The 24,106-nt window shown below is 49.3% G+C and carries 27 protein-coding genes; 16 read left to right on the forward strand and 11 right to left on the reverse strand.

All coding sequences use genetic code 11. The features are described from left to right. Positions 1 to 11: 11 nt before the first annotated feature. A complete protein-coding gene (locus tag RYZ26_RS11035) occupies positions 12 to 251 on the reverse strand; it encodes an exodeoxyribonuclease VII small subunit (protein ID WP_317683264.1) in 240 nt (79 codons plus the stop codon). A 66-nt stretch (positions 252 to 317) separates the two neighbouring features. Continuing rightward, on the reverse strand, positions 318 to 1,256 hold the full coding sequence (locus RYZ26_RS11040) for a histone deacetylase family protein (RefSeq protein ID WP_317683265.1): 939 nt from the start codon (positions 1,254 to 1,256) through the stop codon (positions 318 to 320). Between the two features lie 154 nt (positions 1,257 to 1,410). Here RYZ26_RS11040 and RYZ26_RS11045 point away from each other — a divergent pair, with 154 nt between their 5' ends. Together RYZ26_RS11045 and RYZ26_RS11050 are read left to right on the forward strand one after the other, a co-directional pair. Continuing rightward, positions 1,411 to 2,535, forward strand: coding sequence for an efflux RND transporter periplasmic adaptor subunit (locus RYZ26_RS11045; RefSeq protein WP_317683266.1), 1,125 nt, complete (start codon positions 1,411 to 1,413; stop codon positions 2,533 to 2,535). After that, positions 2,532 to 5,705: an efflux RND transporter permease subunit gene (locus RYZ26_RS11050; RefSeq protein ID WP_317683267.1), complete on the forward strand. Its 3,174-nt coding sequence runs from the start codon at positions 2,532 to 2,534 to the stop codon at positions 5,703 to 5,705. Before RYZ26_RS11045 ends, RYZ26_RS11050 begins: the two co-directional genes overlap by 4 nt. Here the strand turns inward: RYZ26_RS11050 and RYZ26_RS11055 are convergent. Beyond that, positions 5,692 to 5,919: a sulfurtransferase TusA family protein gene (locus tag RYZ26_RS11055; RefSeq protein ID WP_317683268.1), complete on the reverse strand. Its 228-nt coding sequence runs from the start codon at positions 5,917 to 5,919 to the stop codon at positions 5,692 to 5,694. The genes RYZ26_RS11050 and RYZ26_RS11055 overlap by 14 nt on opposite strands. A gap of 243 nt (positions 5,920 to 6,162) precedes the next feature. On the opposite strand from RYZ26_RS11055, the gene RYZ26_RS11060 reads away from it, so the two are divergent. Together RYZ26_RS11060 and RYZ26_RS11065 are read left to right on the forward strand one after the other, a co-directional pair. Beyond that, complete coding sequence (locus tag RYZ26_RS11060) at positions 6,163 to 6,486, forward strand: ArsR/SmtB family transcription factor (protein WP_317683269.1); 324 nt, start codon at positions 6,163 to 6,165, stop codon at positions 6,484 to 6,486. Positions 6,487 to 6,572: 86 nt separating this feature from the next. Next, a complete protein-coding gene (locus tag RYZ26_RS11065; protein ID WP_317683270.1) occupies positions 6,573 to 7,430 on the forward strand; it encodes a methyltransferase domain-containing protein in 858 nt (285 codons plus the stop codon). Here the strand turns inward: RYZ26_RS11065 and RYZ26_RS11070 are convergent. Further along, positions 7,427 to 7,636: a DUF2798 domain-containing protein gene (locus RYZ26_RS11070; RefSeq protein ID WP_317683271.1), complete on the reverse strand. Its 210-nt coding sequence runs from the start codon at positions 7,634 to 7,636 to the stop codon at positions 7,427 to 7,429. The genes RYZ26_RS11065 and RYZ26_RS11070 overlap by 4 nt on opposite strands. Position 7,637: 1 nt before the next feature. Continuing rightward, a complete protein-coding gene (locus RYZ26_RS11075; RefSeq protein ID WP_317683272.1) occupies positions 7,638 to 7,919 on the reverse strand; it encodes a putative quinol monooxygenase in 282 nt (93 codons plus the stop codon). A gap of 109 nt (positions 7,920 to 8,028) precedes the next feature. Here RYZ26_RS11075 and RYZ26_RS11080 point away from each other — a divergent pair, with 109 nt between their 5' ends. Beyond that, positions 8,029 to 8,919 (forward strand): LysR family transcriptional regulator, encoded by an 891-nt coding sequence (locus RYZ26_RS11080; RefSeq protein WP_317683273.1) that lies wholly within the window; start codon positions 8,029 to 8,031, stop codon positions 8,917 to 8,919. On the opposite strand, the gene RYZ26_RS11085 is transcribed toward RYZ26_RS11080, so the two are convergent. Together RYZ26_RS11085 and RYZ26_RS11090 are read right to left on the reverse strand one after the other, a co-directional pair. Continuing rightward, positions 8,906 to 9,931 carry an MBL fold metallo-hydrolase gene (locus RYZ26_RS11085; protein ID WP_317683274.1) on the reverse strand — a complete coding sequence of 342 codons (1,026 nt, stop codon included), beginning with the start codon at positions 9,929 to 9,931 and terminating at the stop codon, positions 8,906 to 8,908. The genes RYZ26_RS11080 and RYZ26_RS11085 overlap by 14 nt on opposite strands. Before the next feature lie 30 nt (positions 9,932 to 9,961). After that, positions 9,962 to 10,726, reverse strand: a complete 765-nt coding sequence (locus RYZ26_RS11090; RefSeq protein ID WP_317683275.1) for a hypothetical protein — start codon at positions 10,724 to 10,726, stop codon at positions 9,962 to 9,964. 188 nt (positions 10,727 to 10,914) lie between these two features. On the opposite strand from RYZ26_RS11090, the gene RYZ26_RS11095 reads away from it, so the two are divergent. From RYZ26_RS11095 to RYZ26_RS11105, 3 genes are all read left to right on the forward strand, one after another. After that, the gene (locus tag RYZ26_RS11095) at positions 10,915 to 11,802 is read left to right on the forward strand and encodes an ROK family protein (RefSeq protein WP_317683276.1); all 888 of its coding nucleotides are present in this window, start codon (positions 10,915 to 10,917) and stop codon (positions 11,800 to 11,802) included. Between the two features lie 93 nt (positions 11,803 to 11,895). Beyond that, positions 11,896 to 13,278 (forward strand): hypothetical protein, encoded by a 1,383-nt coding sequence (locus RYZ26_RS11100; RefSeq protein ID WP_317683277.1) that lies wholly within the window; start codon positions 11,896 to 11,898, stop codon positions 13,276 to 13,278. A 59-nt stretch (positions 13,279 to 13,337) separates the two neighbouring features. Beyond that, positions 13,338 to 14,615, forward strand: coding sequence for a DNA polymerase IV (locus RYZ26_RS11105; protein WP_317683278.1), 1,278 nt, complete (start codon positions 13,338 to 13,340; stop codon positions 14,613 to 14,615). Here the strand turns inward: RYZ26_RS11105 and RYZ26_RS11110 are convergent. Beyond that, positions 14,610 to 15,698: a transporter substrate-binding domain-containing protein gene (locus RYZ26_RS11110; RefSeq protein WP_317683279.1), complete on the reverse strand. Its 1,089-nt coding sequence runs from the start codon at positions 15,696 to 15,698 to the stop codon at positions 14,610 to 14,612. The two genes, RYZ26_RS11105 and RYZ26_RS11110, sit on opposite strands and share 6 nt — an antisense overlap. A gap of 12 nt (positions 15,699 to 15,710) precedes the next feature. Next, positions 15,711 to 16,508, reverse strand: coding sequence for an EipB family protein (locus RYZ26_RS11115; protein WP_317683280.1), 798 nt, complete (start codon positions 16,506 to 16,508; stop codon positions 15,711 to 15,713). A gap of 256 nt (positions 16,509 to 16,764) precedes the next feature. Between RYZ26_RS11115 and RYZ26_RS11120 the strand changes: the two genes are divergently transcribed. The 6 genes from RYZ26_RS11120 (at position 16,765) to RYZ26_RS11145 (ending at position 20,162) form a co-directional block, all read left to right on the forward strand. Beyond that, entirely contained in the window at positions 16,765 to 17,469 is a 705-nt protein-coding gene (locus RYZ26_RS11120) for a GGDEF domain-containing protein (protein WP_317683281.1), read from the forward strand. A 39-nt stretch (positions 17,470 to 17,508) separates the two neighbouring features. Further along, positions 17,509 to 18,060 (forward strand): hypothetical protein, encoded by a 552-nt coding sequence (locus tag RYZ26_RS11125; protein WP_317683282.1) that lies wholly within the window; start codon positions 17,509 to 17,511, stop codon positions 18,058 to 18,060. A gap of 79 nt (positions 18,061 to 18,139) precedes the next feature. Then, complete coding sequence (locus RYZ26_RS11130) at positions 18,140 to 18,628, forward strand: peptidylprolyl isomerase (RefSeq protein ID WP_317683283.1); 489 nt, start codon at positions 18,140 to 18,142, stop codon at positions 18,626 to 18,628. A 12-nt stretch (positions 18,629 to 18,640) separates the two neighbouring features. Further along, positions 18,641 to 19,186: a peptidylprolyl isomerase gene (locus RYZ26_RS11135; protein WP_317683284.1), complete on the forward strand. Its 546-nt coding sequence runs from the start codon at positions 18,641 to 18,643 to the stop codon at positions 19,184 to 19,186. Between the two features lie 18 nt (positions 19,187 to 19,204). Beyond that, on the forward strand, positions 19,205 to 19,747 hold the full coding sequence (locus tag RYZ26_RS11140; RefSeq protein ID WP_317683285.1) for a peptidylprolyl isomerase: 543 nt from the start codon (positions 19,205 to 19,207) through the stop codon (positions 19,745 to 19,747). Between the two features lie 55 nt (positions 19,748 to 19,802). Further along, a complete protein-coding gene (locus RYZ26_RS11145; RefSeq protein WP_317683286.1) occupies positions 19,803 to 20,162 on the forward strand; it encodes a hypothetical protein in 360 nt (119 codons plus the stop codon). On the opposite strand, the gene RYZ26_RS11150 is transcribed toward RYZ26_RS11145, so the two are convergent. After that, the gene (locus RYZ26_RS11150) at positions 20,159 to 20,962 is read right to left on the reverse strand and encodes a substrate-binding periplasmic protein (protein ID WP_317683287.1); all 804 of its coding nucleotides are present in this window, start codon (positions 20,960 to 20,962) and stop codon (positions 20,159 to 20,161) included. The two genes, RYZ26_RS11145 and RYZ26_RS11150, sit on opposite strands and share 4 nt — an antisense overlap. A 190-nt stretch (positions 20,963 to 21,152) precedes the next feature. Here RYZ26_RS11150 and hemN point away from each other — a divergent pair, with 190 nt between their 5' ends. Continuing rightward, on the forward strand, positions 21,153 to 22,511 hold the full coding sequence (gene hemN / locus RYZ26_RS11155) for an oxygen-independent coproporphyrinogen III oxidase (RefSeq protein ID WP_317683288.1): 1,359 nt from the start codon (positions 21,153 to 21,155) through the stop codon (positions 22,509 to 22,511). 118 nt (positions 22,512 to 22,629) lie between these two features. After that, on the forward strand, positions 22,630 to 23,271 hold the full coding sequence (locus tag RYZ26_RS11160) for a hypothetical protein (RefSeq protein WP_317683289.1): 642 nt from the start codon (positions 22,630 to 22,632) through the stop codon (positions 23,269 to 23,271). 6 nt (positions 23,272 to 23,277) lie between these two features. Here the strand turns inward: RYZ26_RS11160 and RYZ26_RS11165 are convergent, their stop codons facing one another. Continuing rightward, complete coding sequence (locus RYZ26_RS11165; protein ID WP_317683290.1) at positions 23,278 to 24,099, reverse strand: hypothetical protein; 822 nt, start codon at positions 24,097 to 24,099, stop codon at positions 23,278 to 23,280. Positions 24,100 to 24,106: the final 7 nt, after the last annotated feature.

The raw sequence follows: 24,106 nt of genomic DNA on the forward strand, positions 1-24,106 counted from the left end.
AAGGCGACTTCTTAAGAAATTTCGGTTGGCTGTGCGGTGACGCTGCCATCCGGGGCCAATGAAATTTTATCCACCTTGGCCTTTGCTTCAGCCAGTTTTGCTTCGCAGTGACGCTTTAGGTGCGCGCCTTTTTCGTAAGCTGTGATCGCATCATCCAGTTTCCCGGACCCGCTTTCCAGTTGACGGACAATTTCTTCCAACTGGGCGAGGGCTTCTTCGAAGCTGAGATTTTCAATTTCAGACTGAGACATGTTCATACTCAAAAAGGAATAAAAGTGGGCCACAATGTAGCCCCCAGTCCCAATAAGGGCAACCTTTTAAGCATGCATCAGGGTTTTTACATGGGCGGCCACACTGGACGCCAGCGCATCCACATCATAGCCCCCTTCCATGACAGAGACCACGCGCCCATCACAGCATTCATTGGCAACCTTGAGCAATTCTTCCGTCACCCAGATGAAATCCTGTGTAGAAAGACGCAAATGGGCCAGTGGATCACGCGCATGGGCATCGAATCCGGCAGAAATAATCAGGAAATCCGGATTAAATTCCCGCAAGGCGGGCAGGATTTTCTCTTCATATGCTTTTCTAAACAATTCTGGCTTGGATCCTGGTGGCAGTTCCACATTACAGATATTGTTGGCAACCCCGGTTTCACTTTCTTTCCCCGTTTCCGGATAACCTGGGGATTGGTGGCTAGACCCGTAAAACAGGTTCGGGCTGTTATAGAAAATTTCCTGCGTGCCATTGCCATGGTGCACGTCAAAATCGATGACAGCCGCGCGTTCGACTTCGGGATATTTCGCAACCGCATGGATAGCACCAATGGCCGCATTGTTAAAGAAACAAAAGCCCATGGCGCGTGAGGTTTCCGCATGGTGTCCCGGCGGACGGGTGGCACAAAACGCATTGCGCGCCTTTTTCTCCATCACTTCATCCACACCAAAACACACCCCACCAACTGAACGCAGCGCAGCTTCCCACGTGCCCGGTGACACAATGGTATCGCCATCAATCGCATTTAAATGCCCACCCACTTCGGGCACGGAGCGTTCAATGGCTTCGATATAATTGGTAGGATGAACCAATTCCAGTTGGGAATGGGTCGCTTTCGGGGCCTGATCACGATGCAGGAAATGGAATTCTTCTCGATCCAGATGACGCAAAACCGTTCGCAATCGTGCGGTTGTTTCTGGATGATGTTCCCCGGTGTCGTGTTTCAAACAAGCCGGATGTGTCAGCAACAATGTGGTCATGATGTCCCCCTTCTTCCCAAACGTCCCTTATCCTTTTGTAGATGCATCATATGAAATAATTCTAAAAAAGCCACTTTTTTATCGCCGACGCCTTTACCTTTGCGTAAATCGGGATAACTATATGACGTTATAAATATTTCCAGAGGTCGGCCCGGTGATCAGATCAAAAATTCTCCCCGTCTTTTTTGCAACGACTTTGAGCGTTCTCAGTCTCCCGGCCTTTGCACAGGATAAACCCGCTGCCCCCGAAGCTACAATGGTGGGTGCGGACACAGTTCGTTTTGTTGAAGTTTCCCAGACAGTGCCTGTATCAGGCCGTTTGGTTGCGCGTCAATCCAGCGTGGTTGCAGCGCGCATCAATGCACCTGTTCATGAAGTCCTTGTAGAAGTGGGCGACAATGTTGAACAGGATCAGGTCCTGATCAAACTACTGGCAGATCGCCTCACCCATAACAAAGAACTCGCGATGGGGGAGCTGGAACGATCCATGGCCGCCCTTCAAACCAGCAAGGCACAATTTAATATTGTTAGCCAGGAACTGAAACGTCTCGCCCGTCTTCGTAAATCCGCAGCCTTCAATCAGGCGCGATATGACGATAAAAATCTGGAACGTTTAAAGGCCCAAAGTGCGGTGGGAGAAGCCGAAGCCGCTGTGCGTAAAGCCAAGGCTGACCTGGCTTTGGCAGAACTGGACCTTGACTATACTGAAATCAAGGCCCCCTTCCCCGGCACCATCACCCAAAGGCAGGTCGATCGCGGGAACTACGTCAGTGTTGGGCAAACGGTCTTGAACATCGTGAATGCCAATAATCTGGAAATTGAAGCCGACGTGCCTGCCGTTTACGCACCAAACCTTGAAACAGGTATTTCCGTACAGGCAATCCTGACCAATCAACAGAACATCCCACTTAAGGTCCGCGCTGTCATCCCGGAAGAAAACCCGCTGACGCGCACACGTGCCGTTCGTTTCACTCCTGATTTTGACCTCAAAGACTATAAGCTTGCCAGCAATCAGACCCTGAATGTGCTGATCCCGCAGGATAAAGCACGCAAGGTCTTGAGTGTTCACAAAGATGCGGTTCTGTCCAAAAAAGGCGGCAATATTGTTTTTGCGATCAAGGAAGGCAAAGCGACCATTACGCCTGTAAAACTGGGCAATGCCCATGGGCCCTTCTTTGAAGTACTGGGCGGATTAGCCGAAGGCGATGTTGTGGTCGTGCGTGGTAATGAACGCCTGCGCCCCAACCAACCAGTCAAGGCCATGAGGTCTGACACATGAATATTATCCATCATTCCATCTATCGCCCCATCGCGGTCATCGCCGCAGTTTTGATGATCCTGATGTTCGGCCTCGTGGCCTTACAGACAATCCCGATCCAGCTGACACCGGATGTGCGAAAGCCTGTGATCACCGTGCGCACAAACTGGCCGGGTGCTGCACCTGCCGAAATTGAACGCGAGATTACGAACCGACAGGAAGACGTGCTTCGCGGCCTTGAAGGACTGGACGAAATGACCAGTAATTCAGAAGAAGGCCGTGCCAGAATCACCCTTGAATTCGCCGTTGATCAGAACATGGATCGCGCACTTTTACTGGTTGCCAACCGTCTGGACCGTGTCTCGGGCTACCCGGAAGAAGCGGACGAGCCCACGTTTGATACATCCGGCAGTGAAGACAGCCCCATTGCCTGGTTCATCATGACCCGCACGGATGGCAATGAAAACCCGATCCATACCTATGGAGATTTTGCAGAAGATGTGATCAAAACCCGGATTGAACGCGTCAACGGCATTTCGCTCGTCAATATCTATGGCGGATCAGAACGCGAAATGATCATCAAGGTCGATCCGGTCCTGATGAGTCAATATCAACTGACTGTGCCCGAAGTGGTCAGTGCCCTGCGCGAAGCAAACGCATCGATTTCGGCAGGTGATGTGGATGAAGGCAAACGCCGTTATGTGGTGCGAACCGAAGGGGAATTGACCACCACCCAACAGGTCAGCGACATCGTGATCCGCAGTACCCGTGATAATGCCAGTGGGCGACTGGCCCGGGTTAAAATCTCTGACATTGCTGAAGTCACATTTGATTACAAAGAACCGCGCGCCACCATTCGCAGGCTTGGTCAACCCGCCATCGCCATGAATGCGGTACGCGAGACGGGCGCCAATGTGATTGAAACCATGGAAGGGCTGAAAGCGGCCTTGGCGGAGTTGAATGAAACTGCCCTGCCTCAGGAAAACCTGAAGATCACACAAGTCTACGACGAAACCATCTATATCAATTCCGCCATCGAACTGGTCCAGCAGAATATCTATATCGGTGGTATTCTGGCCGCCATTATCCTGCTCGTCTTCCTAAGGTCCACACGGGCAACGCTGATTATCTCGCTCGCCATTCCTGTTTCCGTGATCGGGTCCTTCGTTGCCATGGCGGCAATGGGACGATCAATTAATGTGATTTCACTGGCCGGGATCGCCTTTGCGGTCGGCATGGTTGTGGATGCTGCCATTGTGGTGCTGGAAAATATCTACAGGCTGAGGCAGGAAGGAAAATCAAGGGCAGAAGCCGCTTATCTTGGCGCTTCACAGGTTTGGGGGGCTGTGCTGGTTTCTGCACTGACCACCGTTCTTGTATTCCTTCCCCTGTTGATCATGAACCTGGAAGTCGGCCAGTTGTTCCGCGATATTGCGGTGGCGATTTCGGTTTCTGTATTGCTATCCCTGATCGTTGCCATCACAGTGATCCCGGCCCTGTCCAATCGCCTGTTAAAGGCGGACTATGTAGAACATGGTGATGGGTTGAAGCTGCCTGTTATTGACAGTTTTGCGAGCAAGTTTGTGTCTTCGGTTATGAGCTACATCGAATTGGTGACCAAATCACGCCTGATCTCTCTAGGGATTGTGGGGGCCGTCAGTTTAAGCGCCCTGATGGCAAGCTGGGCCTTTTTGCCCAAAATGGAGTATCTGCCGCAAGGGAACCGAAACCTTGTCTTCGGCATGACCTTCCCGCCACCTGGATATAATCTGGATACCACAACCGGGATCGCGAACACGGTTGAAGGTGCGGTGAAACACCTTTGGGTCAGTGAAACAGGCGAAGAAAGCGTTGAAGGTGAACCACCCAAGATCGACAACTTCTTCTTCGTTGCCCTGCCCACCCGGACCTTTGTCGGTGCCAGCAGTGTGGAACCGGAACGGGTGTCTGAACTGATCCCGGTTTTAAGCGAACCTGTTTACCGAGAACCCGGCACGTTTGGTTTCTTCTTCCAGCCGTCCCTCTTCGGGCGCACCATTGGGTCTGGTCGATCTATCGATCTGAATATTTCCGGGCCTGACCTTGAACGGGTGCTGGATGTGGCATTGCGCGCGACCGGTAAAATCATGGCGCTTCTGCCCACGAATGAAGGCAACCAGTTCCGTCCCAATCCGGGTCTTGAACTTGGTGCACCGGAAGTGCGTGTCTACCCCGATCCTCTAAAACTGGCCGACAACGGGGTCAGTGCGCGTGAATTGGGCCAAACCGTCGATACCTTTAACGACGGGCTGCGGGTGGCCGAAATCACCGTGGATGGCAAACGCATCGACCTGACGCTGAAAGGCAGTGCCAATAAGGTCACCCAAACGCAAGGGATCGGTCATCTTCCGGTCGTGACCCAATCCGGGCAAATCCTGTCGGTCAATGCTTTGGCAGATGTGGTCGTCACCTCTGGCCCCACCAACATTCGCCATATTGAACGCCAGCGCACCGTCACCCTGGAAGTACGTCCCAGCCAGAATATCGCCCTTGAAAGCGCCATGGATATCCTGCGCGAACAGGTGATGATGGAACTACAGAAAGAAGGCATCCCCGCAGACATTTCTATGCATATGTCCGGGACTGCTGACAAGCTCACCCAAACCTGGGAAGCCATGGTCTGGGAAATGTTGCTGGCCATTGCCATTGTCTATCTGACCATGGCCGTGCTGTTTGAAAGCTTTGTCTATCCCTTCGTCATCCTGCTGTCTGTCCCACTGGCAACGGCTGGCGGGATTGCAGGCCTTGGCTTGCTGAACGTCTTTAGCGCACAGCCGCTGGATATGCTGACCCTGCTGGGTTTTGTCATTCTGGTGGGGATTGTGGTGAATAACGCCATCCTTCTAGTGCACCAAAGTCTATACCACATGCGCGAAGAAGCCATGAAGGCGGCGGAAAGTATTCGCATGGCGACCAAAAGCCGCATCCGTCCGATCTTCATGTCGACCCTGACCAGTGTCTTTGGCATGCTGCCGTTGGTCCTTTTCCCCGGTGCGGGATCGGAACTATATCGTGGATTGGGGTCCGTTGTGGTGGGCGGCCTGATGCTGTCGGCCATTCTGACTCTTGCGATCATTCCGCCGCTTTTGACCATTGTGCTGAAAGATAAAGAACCAGAAGAAGAAAAAGAGGCTGAAATCAGCCTTTCTTAATAACGATGATATAGGTGCCATCGACCTCTTCATTCTTTAAGAGGTCATGGCCCATCTCGTTACACATGTCGGTAAAATCACGTGGGGCCTGGCCGTCAGAGGCTTCCACCAGCAGAGTCTCACCCGCTGACATGGCGCGAAGCTCTTTTGATGCGCGCAATACAGGAATTGGGCATTTCATGCCGATCGTGTCAATTTTTCGATCTGTTTCCATTTTAATTCTCATATTAGACTTATCTTTAAAGTGTTTATACCCAAGTTTACGCTAAAACTAAATACAGATCAGCAGCTATGTTCCGATAAATTGAAATCTTCTACGTCTTTTTTACGTATTATGTGTATTTTTGTATGGAATTAACAGGGGTGATTGCTTATATTCCGTTTATGAAATCTTCTTATATGATAATTTTATCATACAAGAAATCCCCTAGAGAAACAAAACTAGAGAACTACTCCAATGGATTTAGAACTCCAAAAATTAGAAGAAAATGCACGCCGCGCTAGTGTTTTGCTGAAAGCTATGAGCAACCAACATCGGTTAATGATCTTGTGTCAAATCTCCGATACCGAAAAATCGGTTGGTGAACTTGAAGAAATTATCGGCTTAAGCCAGTCGGCTTTGTCCCAACATCTTGCACGTCTGCGTCGTGACAATCTTGTTCAGACACGCCGTGACGCTCAAACTATTTATTATTCCCTTAAAGGTGAAGAAGCTTCGACCATCATCCAGACACTATACAATCTTTATTGTGCAGATGATGAAGCCAGCGCTTGCGCCTAACATCACACAAACTATTTAAGTAACGTCAAAAGCCGAAGTTTCTGGCTTTTGACGTTATGTGATTTTACCGACTAACGGGACGACCAATGACCAACCTTTCACTTGCGCACAATCAAACGATCATGCAGGCCGTTGAAGCTGCTGAATCCTATTATGATGGTACCGCAGATGATATCTACCGCAGCATTTGGGGCAACAGCATCCACCTGGGACTGTTTGAACGCAAGGATGAGGCCCTGCCTTCAGCCATGCAACGCGCCAAAGACACCATGATTGACGGTATCGCGCTTCATAAAGAAAGCAAGGTACTGGAAGTTGGTTGTGGCTACGGCACATTGGCCCGTCAATTGGTGCGCAATTTTGATTGTTCCATCCTTGCGACCAACATCTCGCAAAAACAACTGGACCGCGCGGCCGAGCTGACCGAGGCAGAAGGTCTGTCCGATAAGGTCCGATTTGAAAAATGTGATTTCCATCACCTGCCCTATGAAGACGACAGTTTCGAGGTTTACTGGAGCCAGGAAAGCTTCCTGCATGGCGGTGACCGGGTTCAAGTGCTGAACGAAGCCCACCGTGTGCTGGAACCTTTTGGCCTGCTGGCTTTTTCAGAAATCACCCTGCGCCGTTCTACCCCGCCTGCCTTGCGTGAACAGATTTTGAAACGGGTCAAATCACCTTCCATGTGGTCCAAACATGACTATGAGGTCCAGTTAAAAGCCTGTGGTTTCCAGGTGGAAAAATGGGAAGACTGGTCTGAAAACGTCGCGCGCACCTATGGCTGGACCATGAAACAGCTGGAACGCAAACAGGACGTCATCATCCCGCGCATTGGTCAAGATGCTTATGATCATGCCTATGACGGGATGAAGCTTTGGAAACAGGCCGCCGAAGATGGCTACCTCGGCTGGATTCATGTGATTGCGGCCGCAACGCAGGCAGACTAATCCGCCAGTTTTGCACTAAGTGTCTGAACAAAAGGTCCTGTCACAAAAGACACCACCGCAGCAACAGGCCATGCCAGACCAAAGGCACGCAACCACTGCAGGATAAAATCCGAATTGAAGCCCAGATTTATCCAGGTGACCCATAACGTCATAAAAAAGCACAAGGTCAAAGACATGACAGCAGTAAAGATCAGGCGCTGTTTCATCTTATAGCCCCTGTAGTTTTTCAACATAACGTACCTGCGTCCAGTTTTCGGCCAAGTAGGCTTTGGTATGAGGATATTGGAAATGCTTGGTCAAATCCTCTTCTTTTTCCCAAATCTCCCACAGCGTAAAGTGATTTGCATTTTCCAAATCCTGACGCACTTCAAACAGAATACAGCCCGGTTCAGTGGCTGTTTGTTCAACCAGTTTGGCCATGGCTTTGACGGCATCTTCCTTGCGGTTTGGATCGACAACTTCAATTCCGGCACTGATACAAAAGGTCATCTTAATCTCCATTACATTTGATAAATCACTTCTGGAATTAAGATTTATATGATTTAATATTTGAAATTAAGTTGGTAAATTTGAACATTTAAATTTCAAAATTAAAATTATGATTGATGACATTGCCCTCTTTATCAAGATTGTTGAATGCAATAGCCTAGCCGCTGCTGCCCGACATCTGAACATCCCAACACCAACCGTGACACGTCGCTTGAAAAAGCTTGAAGATAACCTGGGTTGTCAATTGCTTCATCGAAATGCTCGCAAACTCACGCTCACAGCGGATGGGGAAACCTACTATCAAGCCTATGGTCCATTGATGGTGCAGTTGGAGGAAATCACCCGATCCTTAAGCGATCAGAAAGATCAGATGAAGGGGCCGTTGATTGTCCAGGCGCCGACCAACATATCACTGGGCTTCCTGCGACCCATGTGGACCGAGTTTGTAAAAAAATATCCAGATATCGAACTGGACCTGCGGCTGAATAACGCCATTGAAGACATGGCCTCCAGCAAATCCGACATCGCCCTTCGTGCCGGACCACAAGCGGATTCATCTCTTTTTCAGAAAAAACTGGGGGCCATCAGCACCTTATTAGTCGCCGCCCCCGCATATTTGGTTGAATATGGCCCCCCCCATGATTTACGTGACCTTGCAGATCATCGACTGATCATGACAAAAAATCTGCCAACCTGGGTCTTACATCACAGAGACACCAATGAAGAAAGAGAATTGATCCTGAAAGCTACCACACACCTGAATGATGTGACCCTTGCCAGCCACATGGCAATTGCGGGACGGGGCATTGCCTTGCTGCCCTTAAGCGAGGTTTCTTCCGCCCTTAAAACCGGACAATTGCGTCGCATTCTGCCCAACTGGTCCGGCCCTATACGTAATCTTTATGCGGTCTGGCCCAGCGGCCGTCTGTTAAATGCAAAGGCAAAATCACTGCGAGAATTTATGGAAAGCTATATCCCCAAAGCCCTTAAAGCTGACTGAAGAGATAGACACCGTCATCCTGTTGAGTTCTCTTTAAACGCCCCTTAGCTTCCAGATGATGCAGATGCGCCAGCGCTTCACCGATGGCAAAGAAGACCTGGTGGCTGTCCAGCTTACGGGTAAAGAGACCTTTTAAAACCTCATAGGCACTAACAGGTTCTTTACACAGATCATATGTCTCTTCCAGACGATCATCATGATGATGGGCCAAATCGTTCAGACGTGCGTGCAGTCCGCGAAACGGTGTGTCATGGGATGGCAAGATCAGGATATCTTCCGGCAGATGCCTGTAGAGATCGAGGCTACCCAGGAATTGGGACAACGGATCAGCCGTTGGTTCCTGCGGCCAGATGCTGATATTGGGGCTGATGCGCGGTAAAATCTGATCACCTGAGATCATCACGTTCAAATCTTCGCAATAAAGACAGGCATGTTCCGGGCTGTGCCCTGTGCCGACGATGACCTGCCAGTCGTGGCCACCCACATCAATCTTTTCCCCATCCACAATACGACGAATGCCTGCAGGCGGCACGGCAATGCGCGATGGATAGGACACACTGCGTTCCGGGATCAGTTCCATCAGTTCATCATCAAAGCCCGCGCTATGATAGAAACCTGTCAGATATTCAGAAGATCGTTCGGTCGTTTCCAGCTTGAGGTTGCGGGCCATGCCCCATTCCCCCAACGTCATCCACAGCTGCAGACCAAACTTTTCTTCAAACCATCCAGCCAAACCGACATGGTCGGGATGAAAATGGGTGACAATCATACGTTTGATCGGCTTGTGGGCGAACTGGTCAGCAAACAGCATTTCCCAACGTTCACGCACTTCAGGCAGATTGATCCCGGTATCCACAATGATCCAGCCATCGCCATCATCCAAAATCCACAGATTAATATGGTTCAGTTTAAACGGCAGAGGCATACGCACCCAAAATACACCGGGAGCGACTTCAATAGCTTTGCCTGCATCAGGCAAATGATCGAAGAGGTAAGTAATTTCTTTTGTCATGTAAGCAGACGCGTTAATCGCGTGTGGCCCTTAGTGATATTTAAAGGAACCGCCCTTTTCATTATTAACGATCCAGGCGAGTTCTTCCTTGATCACTTCGGTATGATGATTTTCAGGCGCATTCAGTACGTCTTTGATGATGGTCATACGCACCGCTTCGGGCAGGCGATCAAAATTTTCCAGGAACAGGAACTTAATGGACGGACGCATGGTCGTGGACAGCAACAGGCTGGTGACCAGACGCTTGCGGATGTCGTGACGCAGGTTGCCGTTTTCTGTCAGGTGGAAAAATTCCTGCACAAAATGGCGTGGAGCCATGTCGCCTTCAAGCAAGGCATGCAGGTTCTGACGCAGCGCAGAAGAAAACTGTTTACGCGTCTGCACAATAACACGATTGGTCTGGCGCACCACTTCGCCAATGGCTTTGGGGTGAAAGTCATTTTCATGCAGCATGTTAATCGCGTTTGCCACATTGTCATGCTTGCTGGCATCAGCCACAATGCGCATGACTTCGCCGACGAATTTGTTTTTACCCGCTTGCGGGCTTAGACGTGCTGCTGCCGCCATGGACATGGGGGATTCAGGGTCACGTGTCGCCATCAGAGAAAGCGGCATCGGATCTTCCAGCGTTTCGAGGTCCAGATTAATGTTGAGCAGATGTTCCGGCATCAAGATTTTGGTCTTTTCGCCGGGCACGCAAATCGGCTGGCTGTCCTTATATTTTTCTTTAAGGTCCAGTGCGCACGAAATTCCAGCTTTCGTGATGCCCAGTTTAGATTCAACGTTATCAACCATGAACGGTTTCCCCGAATTCGGTCCGAATATTTAACAATTTCTCGAACCACCAATTTACCCATAAACCCCATGATCTGCAAAGGAGTTTCGCATTTTCCACAGTAGGCAAATTATGCCCATTGACAGATCGGAACTTGTGATACAATGCACTCAATAGATTAACACTTCGTAACTTATTGGAATTTCTTATGCGAATCGGAATTGACCTCGGCGGCACGAAGATTGAAATCCTCTGTCTTGGCGATGATGGCCAGGAACTTCTAAGAAAAAGAATTCCCGCCCCAAAAGGCGATTATCAACAAACAGTTGATGCGATTCGCACACTGGTTTTGGAAGCCGAAGCCGAACTGAGGCAAAAAGGAAGCGTCGGCATCGGTATCCCCGGCAGCATTTCCCAGCACACAAATCTGGTTAAAAATGCCAATTCCGTCTGGCTGATCGGCCATCCTTTTCAGCAAGATTTATCCTATGCACTAGATCGTGAAGTCCGCATGACTAACGATGCCAACTGCTTTGCCCTGTCCGAAGCAACCGACGGGGCAGGCAAGGATGGAAAATCCGTTTTCGGCGTTATTCTCGGCACCGGGGTCGGTGGCGGCCTAGTGGTGGACAAAAAAATCCTAAACGGTCTGAACGGGGTTGCCGGTGAATGGGGACATAATTCAATGCCCTGGCCCGAAGATGGTGAACGCCCGGGTCAGCCCTGTTATTGCGGCCATTCCGGTTGTATCGAAACCTTCCTGAGCGGGCCAAGCCTTGCGCGTACTTTTGAAAATATCTGCGGCACCAAAATCGAAGCCAAAGATATCCCCACCTTCCCCCACGATATCACCGACCCGGTCTTTGCCATTTATGAACATCGACTGGCCCGTGCGCTTGCCAGCGTGATCAACCTGTTTGACCCCGAGATCATCGTTCTGGGCGGCGGTGTTTCGAACATTGATCGCTGGTATCAGACGGTTCCCACCCTGTGGCACAAATGGGTGTTTGGCGATGAATGCGACACAAAACTGGTTAAAGCCCAACATGGAGATTCAAGTGGCGTGCGCGGAGCCGCCTGGCTTTGGGAAAGTTGAGTAAAAACACCTAAAAGATATAAAGGCTCAACAAAAGTAACCATTTCGAGTAAAATGCCCTTAAAAATTGTTAATAGTTAACGGGGTAATGGCATGGTATTCTTTAAAAAAATACAGCATTTGTTCATCATCTGGGCAGCAGTTACTTTCATTTCTGCCTGTGCACCACACCAACAATTCAGAACAGAAATAGAAAAAATCTGTGCTTATACAAAAGACGAAAACAACTGCATCACTTCTGCACGACAGTCACATTTTCCAGTTGAAGACAACATCAAAGACGGACAATATTTTCTCAATTTCGTTGAATTAGACGACCAAGGCCACCTATGGGACAAAGAACAACTAGAAAAAGTCATCGCTCATGCAAATAACATTGCCGCTAACGAAGACATTGTCATTGTCACCTATGTTCATGGCTGGAAGCATAGCGCACAAAGTAAGAAAGACAAACCGGACACAAACATTGCTTATTTTCGTCAAACGCTGCGTGAACTAAGTCAGGTTGAATTTGCCACACGAGGCAAAGATGCCCGCACCATTTTCGGCGTTTACATCGGATGGCGTGGTGGCTCAGTTACACTTCCGGGCCTAAAAGAACTGACCATCTGGGACCGTAAATCAACAGCAAAAGAGGTCGGGCATGGTGCCTTAACCCAGGTCCTTTCGAAACTCAATCATGTAAAACGCGTCAGACAAGCTATACACGGGCCAACGGTAGACAGTCGTTTTGTCACAATCGGTCACAGTCTTGGCGGCGTCGCCCTGTATTCGTCGGTATCCCAATTGCTGCAAAACAAATTTGTCGAAACGACCGACGCTAGTGTATCAGATTACGTTCAAGGATTTGGCGACCTGATTGTATTAATTAATCCTGCTTTTGAAGCCAACCAATACAGCGCCCTCAAAAACCTTGCCGGCACACGACCAACATATCTTGAAGGGCAACGTCCTGTTCTGGCAATCTTAACCTCAGAAGCGGACTGGGCCACAAAATTTATTTTCCCCCTGGGTATGACATTCTCTACAGCCTTTGAAAACCATCGCACAACTAAAGACGGATACAATCAACACGCAGGGGATATTACCACCGTCGGGCATTTTGAAGGTTACATCACCCATAGATTAAAACCGCTATCAGACACCCCCATTGATCCTGAAGTTGCGACCTGCGACCGGGCGTTTGGTGATAGCGTAAAATTTATGAACAACAATCTGAATGCTATTAAGGACAACATTTCTTCCTTGGCAACTGCGTGGGACAAAAAGACCGATAAACTTCAGACTCTGCCCTTCACCGAAACAAAACTTGAACCAACTGAAAATGCTGTTCTGAGACACCCATACCTCAACATCATGGTTGAAGAAGAGCTTATGAAAGGACACAACGAGATTTGCGATCCACGTGTAGCAAACTTCCTGAAAGAACTGATCGTTTTATCGACACCCAAACCGAAACAGAAGAGAAAACCATAAAAGATTAACACACTAAATATTCTCTTTTTGTTCTCGCGCGCCTGCGCTAATATGCAGGCATGACTGAGACCCTGCCCACCCTGTGCCGCGATTGCGCCCATAGTTTTGATGACAGGCCGGAAACCGAAAGGTGCCCGGTCTGTGGGTCCGTGCGTCTTTTGTCTCACCCGGAACTCAACGACCTGCACATTGCCCATATCGATTGTGACAGTTTTTTCGCCACAGTGGAAAAGCGCGATAACCCAAAATTAAAAGATAAGCCCGTCGCCGTTGGCGGACGTCATCGTGGTGTGGTAGCAGCAGCCTGTTATATCGCGCGTATCTATGGGGTGCGATCTGCTATGCCGATGATGCGGGCATTAAAGCTGTGTCCCGACCTGGTAGTGGTTCCCCCGTCAAAAGGAAAATATGGCGAGGTCGGTCGGGAAGTTCGCAACCTGATGATCGAAGCCACCCCGATGGTAGAACCGCTTTCCATCGACGAAGCCTTTTTGGATTTAAGCGGGACAGAAGCGTTGCATGGCGGAAGCCCCGCACGCACGTTGGTGCGGCTGATCAACCGGATTGAAAAAGAGATCGGCATCACCGCATCGGTGGGGCTTAGCTATAATAAATCGCTCGCCAAACTCGCATCAGACCTGGATAAACCACGTGGATTTGCCATCTTGGGCCGGGCAGAAGCCAGGGATTATCTGGCCGATAAACCAGTTAAAATGATCTTTGGTGTGGGCGCTGCCATGGAAAAGAAATTGGCATCCGACGGGATCGCCACCATCGGGCAACTTCGTCGCTTTGAAAAAATCGATCTGATGCGTGAATATGGGGCGATTGGGGCCAGGCTTTATCATTTCTGCCGCGCCGAAGATGAACGCAAAGTCAGCCCGGAATCAGAAACTAAAAGTGTGTCCAACGAAACCACCCTTGATGAAAACCTTCATAGCTTTAAGGACCTGAAAGACATCCTTTATCCCTTGTGTGAGAAAATCTCTCAGCGGATGAAAAAGTCCAATCTGGCCGGGCGTACGGTGACCCTGAAAGTCAAAACAACAGGCTTTCGCAACATCAGCCGATCGCGACAACTGCCGCGTCCTACCCAATCAGCCCAAGAACTTTACGACTGTTCCTGTGAATTGCTAGAACCTTTGTGTGACGGACGCAGTTATCGTTTGATCGGCACAGGATTTTCCATGCTGGAAGAAGCCGACAAAGTCGCCCCCGCCCCACCGGACCTATTTGAACTGGCCGAACAACAAAAGGATGAGCGATCCGAAAAAGCCATCGAAGAAATCCGCAAAAAATATGGTGGCGAAGCAATCTATAAAGGTCGTTTGCTATGATGCCGTGTTCAGATTGCCCAAATGACGCTTCAGCAGTTCTTTCCAAAGCGGGCTTTCGATAAACTGCAGGATCACAGTATTCACCTGCGCGGGAAGGTCGCTCCATTCAGGGAAGGCCAACGCATAATATTCCGTTTCCAGATGAACCGGGATAACTGATAGTTTCTGTTCGGCATGTTTGCGCACGTAATAGCGCAGTTCAACTTCGTCAGCCACAACCGCATCCACCCTTTTTTCAGCCAGTGCCGTCATCGCGACGCCCAGTGTTTCATATTGATTGTGTTTAAGATGATGTTCATCCAGATATTCTGAGGCACGGGAATCACTTAATGAGGCCACCTTGATATGCGGTAAATCTTCTGCCCCGCGCACGGTGGCCGTCATCTCACTGACCGTCAAAGATGATGTGATCAAAGCAATGTAACTGGCAGAAACCGTCACGCCAATCACCAGCACCAACATGCCAACGATCCGACCGATAAAGCTTTTGTTTTTAAAAACATCCGGTTCCTGCGCCGTGATCAGCAACATGGCCCAGAGCGCGCCATTGAAGAAATTGAACTTACGATGTCTGTCATCGTAAACCTCATCATTTTGATGACGTTCCACCACCCAGAAAATCCCGGCGGTCAAAAAGACGATCAACAACATAACCGCCATGACTTTTAAGACTGTTGGCGACGTCAGCGTATCCAGCACCTGCAATACCGTGGACCCTGCATCCGCCCGACTGGCAATTGCCAGATCAGAGTGAAAATAAGTGCGCGAATATTCAAAAAATTCTTCAAAATCATGATCCGCCGGGATATCGGCGAGGCCGACATCCACATCGCCCTTTTTGACTGCCTCCAGAAGACCATAATGATCATAGACGACATAGTGGTAATCAAAGCCTAATTCGCGCGCGACTTCTTCCCAGACTTCAATGGCGAGCCCCGTCCAGTCTCCGTCCGGGCCTTTCATGACGAAAGGCTCAATTTCCCACAAGCCTACTTTCAGCCCTTTATCTTCATCAGCTGCGACAACCGGGCTTGTCCATAAAAAAAGGCCGAGGAAAAAGCTAAGGAGAATGCGTCTAATCATTGAAGTAACTGCCTAATTACATTGAGGTTCGTCGGAGTATGCAAATTCCACCAACTGACCTTCAAGTACAAAATCACCAAAATCCTGAATTAATCGTGTAGCGACCCCGTCACGGCGATAGCGCGCGGTAATTTCCATATCTGCAATGCTTTCCTGTGCCTTTGGGTCAAAGAAAGCAAGCTGCATATCCCAGGATTTGACGTTGGGCAGCACCTGATCTTCCACCTTTACCAAAGGCTTGCCTTTGTAAGGCGTCATCACCGCATTCAGGTCGAAATCCAGTTCTTCCCCACTGCCGTCAAAATAAGGGCTATTAAAAAAGGTTTCGCCTTTTTCCGCCATCTCCAGACTTTCACGCATATGGCGGGTGGGAAAATAAGTATTTGCGGGCATATCTGCGCGTTTTCCACTTGGCCGGCTATAGGTTACGGTCGTTTTATCCGCCTCGTGCCTCGCTTCCCCGCTGAATTTGGAAATCACTTCGTCATTGCGCTTCATTTGTGTCCGAAAGCGCAAGTGTGACCCATCCATAGCTTCCCAGCTGGTGTAATTCCACACCATATTCGCCTGCTGCCCATTTTCATATTCCATCTGCATGGCATTGTAATGTTCAACCGTCCAGCCATCACAAGTGCGGCGAAACTTGTAACGCAACAATCCTGTGGCACTTTCCAGCGGAGACCAGTCGCGATCATACTGTACCACCTGTTTCATCAGATAAGTGGCATCGTGAGATCGAAGCGGGCTGTCTGCGGCCTGAACATCAATTGCGACAATCAACCCAAGGCCGATCAATATTTTCTTTAGCACTCTCATAAAGACACTATGGCCCACTAGAACCTTTTTGCCTAGCCCGGCATTTTTTACCTAGGCATTTTTTGCCACCTCCACCTCCTAACCAACTGCGAATCCTAACAAAATCATAACCACAGATACTGGCACAGGCCTTGCGGTGTAACCATGGAATAACTGGCACCAATGATCAGTTAACAATGATCGCTTTGATGAAGAAAAGAATTGGCCATAGAGGAATGTTTGGAATTTAAACGAAAGCGGAGAACCGCCCATGTTTGATAATACGAAGCAAACCGACGCCCAAGTTAGTGAACTTGTCGGAGGAATCTGCAAGCTTGCTGGATGTCTTGAAGGACGCGCAAGTGCAACGGACAGGGAAATTGCCCTGCACGATACGCTCAAGCTCGCCTACAAGATTGAAGAAATGCTCAATCTCCAGAATGAACGCATCGCCTATCTAGATCGACTAGCCATGACCGACAGTCTCACAGGGATTCTGAACAGACGGGGCTTTCAGGCAGAACTGCAACGCGTTCTGGCCTCAGCACGACGTTTTCAGGAAACAGGTGTTCTTGCCTACATCGATCTGGATGATTTTAAACCCGTCAATGACACCTTTGGTCACACATGCGGAGACGAAGTTCTCTGCCATGTTTCACGCGTTCTTGAACGCATGACACGCGGCATGGACTATGTGGCTCGCCTTGGCGGTGATGAATTTGCGGTCCTCCTGGTGCGCAGTGGCTGGGATGATGGACAGGTGCGGGTTGAAAAAATAGCACAGGAACTGAACACAACCACCATGCGGTGGCAGGATCATCTCATTTCGCTGAAAGCCAGTGTTGGTCTGCAATTCTATGACAAAGACAGCATGACCCACAATTTGCTGACGGCTGCTGATGAATCGATGTATGCCATCAAGAAATTTAAAAACGATAAAAAGCAGGAAGAATGTACATTAAGCGCAGCCGAGTAGGCTCATTCAACAGTCATAAAGATTTCGGAGGTTTGTATCATGCATATTGATTCAAACCTTTCGCACGTCTTGTTGCATGAACAGGAAAACCTGTCGCGTCAGTCTGCTTATACCCAAACCCGGGCCTTGGTCACCCCACCCCCAAGCGATCAGGACCTTGAACGAATTGAAGAAACCAAACGATCCGCCCCACAGGATATCGTTGAATTCAACGGTATCGAGATTGATCTTGATGATCTGAACAATCACGATGAGATTGACGACGAAGATATCCTTGATGTCCGCACCACCACACCCCGTGAAATGGCGGACCTGAGCCTTGATCTCTATATCGATGGATCGTTGTCTTATGACGAATATTCCATGCTGGCCTTTCAGCCCGAGCTACACCCCGGATATGAAGGCACAATAGGGGCGCTGACAGGGGACCGCCCCGATCCTGACCGCCCGCGTGATTATATTGCTGAATGGGAAGACCGCTTTGATTTTGAGCGACGCTATCCATCGGGCAATGAAAAAACACTGAAACAAATTGATCGTATCCTCAGTGTCTTACACAGCCTTGAACGACCAATGGATTTTGTTGCCTAAAATTCGGCCTTTCCCACAATCAAAATTATGTTAATCTGTGCGCCATTTTTGAATTTTAACTCAATAAGGCAGCCGACACATGGTCGATATTAAAGATCCTGAAAACACCCTCTTTCTTGACCTCAAAGACGGGCGCGTCACCATCGAACTTCGCCCCGACCTCGCCCCAAAACATTGCGAGCGTTTGAAAATGCTGGCACGCGAAGGGTTCTATGACGGTGTGGTTTTCCACCGTGTCATCGACGGCTTTATGGCGCAAGGTGGCGATCCAACCGGGACAGGCATGGGCGGCAGTGACCACCCGGACCTGCCTGCAGAATTTTCTGATGAACCACATATCGAAGGTTCCTGTTCCATGGCGCGTTCCATGGATCCGAACAGCGCAAACAGCCAATTCTTCCTCTGTCTGGATGCCGCGCCCCACCTGGATAACCAGTACACTTTCTGGGGTCAGATCATCGACGGGATGGAACATGTTCATGCCATCAAAAAAGGCAGCCCGTTTGACAACGGTTCCGTAGAAGACCCGGATAGCATCATCAAAATGCAAGTTGCCGCAGACGCTTAAGGACCAAAGCCTATGAAACGCCTTCTCGTTAGTCTTTTTATTCTGGTGGGCCTTAGCCTGTCTGCACAAGCCGAAGATTATGATAAAGAAAACACTCTTTTTCTTGATCTGAAAAATGGCCGTGTCGTCATCAAAATGCGCCCGGACATTGCGCCACGACATGTGGAACGCATCAAAAAACTAACACGGGAAGGCTTTTATAACGGTTTGAAATTCCACCGGGTCATTCCGAGCTTTATGGCCCAGACGGGTGATCCGCTGGGTACCGGCATGGGCGGCAGTAAATATCCCGACCTGCCAGCAGAATTTTCAAACGAGCTGCATAAGGCTGGTACCGTTTCCATGGCACGTTCCACAAGTCCAAACAGTGCCAACAGTCAGTTTTTCATTATGTTTAAAAAGAATGCCAGCCTCGATGGACAATATACCGTCTGGGGCCATGTAGTGGATGGCATGAAATATGTCAACCGCATCCGCCGGGGCAGCAAATATAATGACGGCAAAGTCAAAAATCCGGATACCATCATTAAAATGCAAGTCGCTGCAGACGTACAATAAATAAAGGACCAACCTTTCATGAAACGCTTCGTACTCTCTTTCCTGGTCGCGCTGACCATGGCTTTTACCGCTCAGGCCCAGGATGTTGATAAAGAAAACCTGCTCTATCTCGACCTCAAAGATGGTCGGGTTGTCATTCAGATGCGTCCGGATCTGGCCCCAAAACATGTGGAACGCTTCAAGATGCTGTCGCGTAAGGGTTTTTATGACAACACCCCAATCCACCGCGTAATCCCCGGCTTTATGGCCCAGATGGGTGATCCAACGGGACGCGGGACAGGCGGCAGTGACTATCCAGACCTGAAAGCTGAGTTTTCCAGTGAACCCCATGTGCGTGGTACTTTGTCCACAGCACGCACTCGCAACCCAAACAGCGCCAACAGCCAGTTCTTCATCATGTTTGACCGTGCCTCACACCTGGACAACCAATATACGGTTTGGGGCCATGTGATCAAAGGCATGGAATTTGTCGATATGATCGCCCCCGGTGAAGGCCGTGGCGGCATTGTTGAAGTCCCGGACAGAATTATCAAAATGCAGGTTGCAGCTGACGTAAAGTAACCCCACCTTAAAAGCCCCGCTGATCTGAGTGGGGCTTTCTTATTGAGGATATCTGATGAAGTTTCTTTTTACCCTGATCACAAGCCTGTTTTTTACAACCGCAGTCTTTGCCGATGAACCTGTTGTTACAGGCGTTCAAATCTCTGAACCGGATGCATCGGGCAAACACACTTTCCATGTCAGCGTCAAACATGCGGATACAGGCTGGGATCATTACGCAGATAACTTCGAAATCCTAAGCCCCGATGGCACCATCCTCGCCACCCGCGTGCTTCATCACCCCCATGTGAATGAGCAGCCTTTTACTCGATCAAAATCCGGGGTTGTCATTCCTAAAGGATTGAAAGAAGTAGACGTGCGCGCCCATGACAGTGTTCATGGCTATGGGCCTACAGTGCGGGTGGAGTTGCCCTAACTCTGCATCTTCATATAGTAACGATCCAGAATTTCTTTCAGGCGACCTGATTTTTCCATGCGCAAAATCCCGTCATCAATGATCCCTTTCAATTCTTCACTGTAAGACACATTGCGCGAAATCAACATATAGAAATCGTCTTTCTTCGCCTTTGGGATCGCGGCAAAGCCGATCTGGCGGCTGTCAAACAATTCTTTCCCAATCAGTTTAAAGCCCAGAATGATGCTGGGACGCCCCAGAAAGAAGGCGCAATCATCATTCATGGTACGTAACACAAGGGCTGTATAGGATTTCGCCGCCATATTAACCTGATCGTTTTTGATCACGCCTGTGCCTTCATAGTTATAGGCATAACGCCCACAAACCTGACCATATAAAAAAAGATCGCTTGCCGATTTGATATTCGGCTTTTCAGAAAAACGTCGCTTGGAATAAAAGAAGCTTTGTACAGATGTATAATATTTACGCGTATATAAAAATCGTTCCGCACGCGCATCGCTGTAAGAAGAACTCAGCGCCACCTGATAGGCCTTGCCTGCGTCAGTGCGTTCCAGACACTGTTTCCACGACGGCATCGCAAATTCAGCCTTGATGCCATGGGGTTCCAGAATTTCTGTCAGCACATCAACATCATAGCCTTTGACGATACCGGGTTCTTTCGGATCAATATATGTATAAGGCGGCCAGCCCGAACCATCGCCGCAAAAGCGGATGGTCTTGCCTGTCAAACTGCCTGCCTGGGCAGAGGAAACAAAAGCAGCCCCCAAAAGCAGAACAATAATACTTATACAAAAGCGCAACACGCATACCCTCAAGTCTTTACACATATGGGTACATCTTAATGCAGGAAACCATATAGGTCCAGATAGTACCTTAGTATGATTCCATCTTTTCAAACAGGCGGAATGATGGTCTACTGCCCAATAATGACCACAATTAAACGGCATACAGCTATCAAGTTAAAATAGACAAGAATTCAAAGGCTGCATCATGAGTGTTTCCATCGCCGAAAAATCTGAAAAATACGACCTGCGTGTGCCGCGCTACACAAGCTATCCCACGTCGCCGCATTTTCTGGCGACCGAAACAGATGCGGACTATCGCGCCTGGCTGAAAAACCTGGACCCAAGCGTCGGTGTTTCGCTTTATATCCACATCCCTTTTTGTGATGAGATGTGTTCGTTTTGCGGCTGTTACACCAAGATTGTAAAACGCTATGATCCGATCACGGAATATCTGGAGTATGTGCTGAAAGAAATCGATTTGCTGGCCGAAGCCTTGCCTGCGCGCATGCTGGCAAAGCATGTCCATTGGGGTGGTGGATCACCGACTATGTTAAAGGCTGAAGACTGGGTCACCATCATTGAAAAGCTGAAAAGCGTCTTTGATATTGATGACAGTTCAGAGCTTGCAGTTGAACTTGATCCGCGTACCGCCACAGAAGAATATGTCAAAGCCATTTCAGAAGCCGGGATCAATCGCGCATCCATCGGCGTGCAGGATTTCCACGAAGAAGTCCAGGTTGCTATCAACCGTATCCAGCCTTTCGAGGTCACTAAAAATGTGGTCGGCTGGCTGAATAAATACGGCATTACCTCTATCAACTTTGACCTGCTTTATGGCTTGCCGTTTCAGACGACTGAGCGTGTGCTGGATATGGTGGACAAGGCTGTCAGCCTGAACCCCAAACGCTTTGCTGTCTTTGGCTATGCCCATGTGCCCTGGATGAAATCCCACATGAAGCTGATCCCGGAAGAAGCCTTACCCAACGCCATGGAACGCTGGGAACAGATGGAAGCCGCCGCCAATCGTCTGGAAGAACATGGCTTTGTTAAAATCGGACTGGATCATTATGCCCGCCCTGATGATGAAATGACCATCGCCATGAAAGAAGAAACCCTGCACCGGAATTTCCAGGGCTACACGGTCGATAACAACCCGGTCATGCTGCCCCTTGGTGCCTCCAGCATTGGGCAGACACCCGAAGGGTATGTTGCCAACGTTCAGCCGCTTCGTGATTACAAGCGCATGATTGATGCAGGCACCCTGCCCATTGGTCGGACCCGTGGTCTGGAAAATGAAGATATTCTGCGCCGTGCGGTGATCGAACAAATCATGTGCAACATGAAGGTGGACCTACGCGCCATGTGTCGTGAACATGGTGTTAGCGAAGATCATTTTGCCGCAGAAGAAGAAAAGCTGCAGGCTCTGGTCGAAGATGACATCTGCACGCTGGAGAACGGTCTTCTAATTCTGCCCGAAGAGGGACGCCCCTTGATGCGGATGGTGGCAGCGACCTTTGATACCTACCTGCAACAGGGGCAGAAAAAACACTCCCGCGCGGTGTAACGGACAAGGCATGAGACGCGTGAGGAAATCCTTATTTGCTTTCTTGTGCGTCTTCTGCCTCCTCCCCATCAGCAACTCAAAAGCGAACAGCACACAGGATACACTTATAAAAATAGGTGTGTCCGGCCATAATCTGTTCTTTCAATCCATCCTGCCGGAATTCTTCAAACGAGCAGACCTGGATTACGCCCCTCAACAGATGCCATTTAATCGCGCCATCTGGGCCTTGTCCAAAGGGGAACTGGATGTGGCGGGTCCCTATTCCATGGATGCGCTCGGCAAATATGCGATTTCCACAAACTTTCAGCTTAAAAACCTCACCCGTGTTGAAGTCGCAATCGACAGATCGCCCATTTTTGCGCTTTTCACCGATCCAGCTTTACACAAAGGCCTCCTGAAAAAACTGGAAAACCGACGCGTTGCCATCCTGCGTGACCTGACCCTCAAGCTGTCGGTCAGAGAAAAAAACACATTCCGTCCCAAATCTTTAGATCAACTCGTTAAATTACTTCTGTCCAAACGTGCAGATATCGCCACCGTGACAAAAAAGGATCTGGATCTCGTGCGCAAACTCTATGGCGACAAAGCGATCTACAGCACGCCGCGCCCTATCCTGTTTCAGGAACAATTCCTCTTTGTCAGATCAGATGCACCCTGGCTAAAAGAACGCTTGGAAACCACCCTGCACCGTTTCACAAAATCCGATTACCATCAGGTTCGCTGGGAAAAATATAGTGTAGAAAAAGAATGGCAGGACTAACGCTGCCTATTTTAAAATCATATCGCGTGACTTAACAATCAGATCAAACAAATAAGCCGTATCCGCCGACCCGGTCTTATCCGGATGCAGGGCCTTCATCAGAGTTTTGGCGCGTTTTTCCACTTCATCCGGATAGCCTTCTTTCAGGCCCAGCATATAATGCGGATCGCTTGGCACCAGCACCAAATTGGCTTCCTGTGTCTTATGAAGTTCGGCCTGTAAACGCTCGAGCTCAGCCTGCGCAACATCGCGATCATTCTTTGCTTCCGACAGGGCTTGTTTCAGCCGTTTGATCTCATCTTCACAGTCTTTGATTTCCTGCTTGGCGAAATCACCGAGCTTATCTCGCAAAACCTGCTTTTCCGTCATGCGTTGATATTGGGTTTGCAGACAAGCCTGACAAAAGGCCACTTCACGTAATGCCCGTTCATCAAGCTGCCCCCCTGTCTTTCGATATTTTTCATTCCAGAAGAGATCAAGGTCGGCGAAGAACTCCGCAAAGGATCCGGCATTCTCTTTCAACAGGTTTTGATGTGTCTGATAATTCAGCGACAGGACCTTGCCAAAAAATTTATGAATATCCGGCCCGCAGATCAGGCGGATATAGGGGCTGCGCACATATTCTTTTTCGTATTCTTCACTGAAAAACTTGTTCTCGCTCAAGAACTTGTCTTTGGCTTTATGGTACTTTTCCTTCAAGTCCTCCGGCAGGATTTTTTCAAAGACCGCAGACGTCACAAAATGTAGATAAAGCGGAAACGGCAGATGAACCGACATCGCTTTTTTCTTCTGATGGTCGATGGACAGGGCCAGCCGGATGATATGCATAGTCGAG

Origin of the sequence: Terasakiella sediminum (assembly GCF_033100395.1) — a bacterium.
Taxonomy (GTDB): domain Bacteria; phylum Pseudomonadota; class Alphaproteobacteria; order Rhodospirillales; family Terasakiellaceae; genus Terasakiella.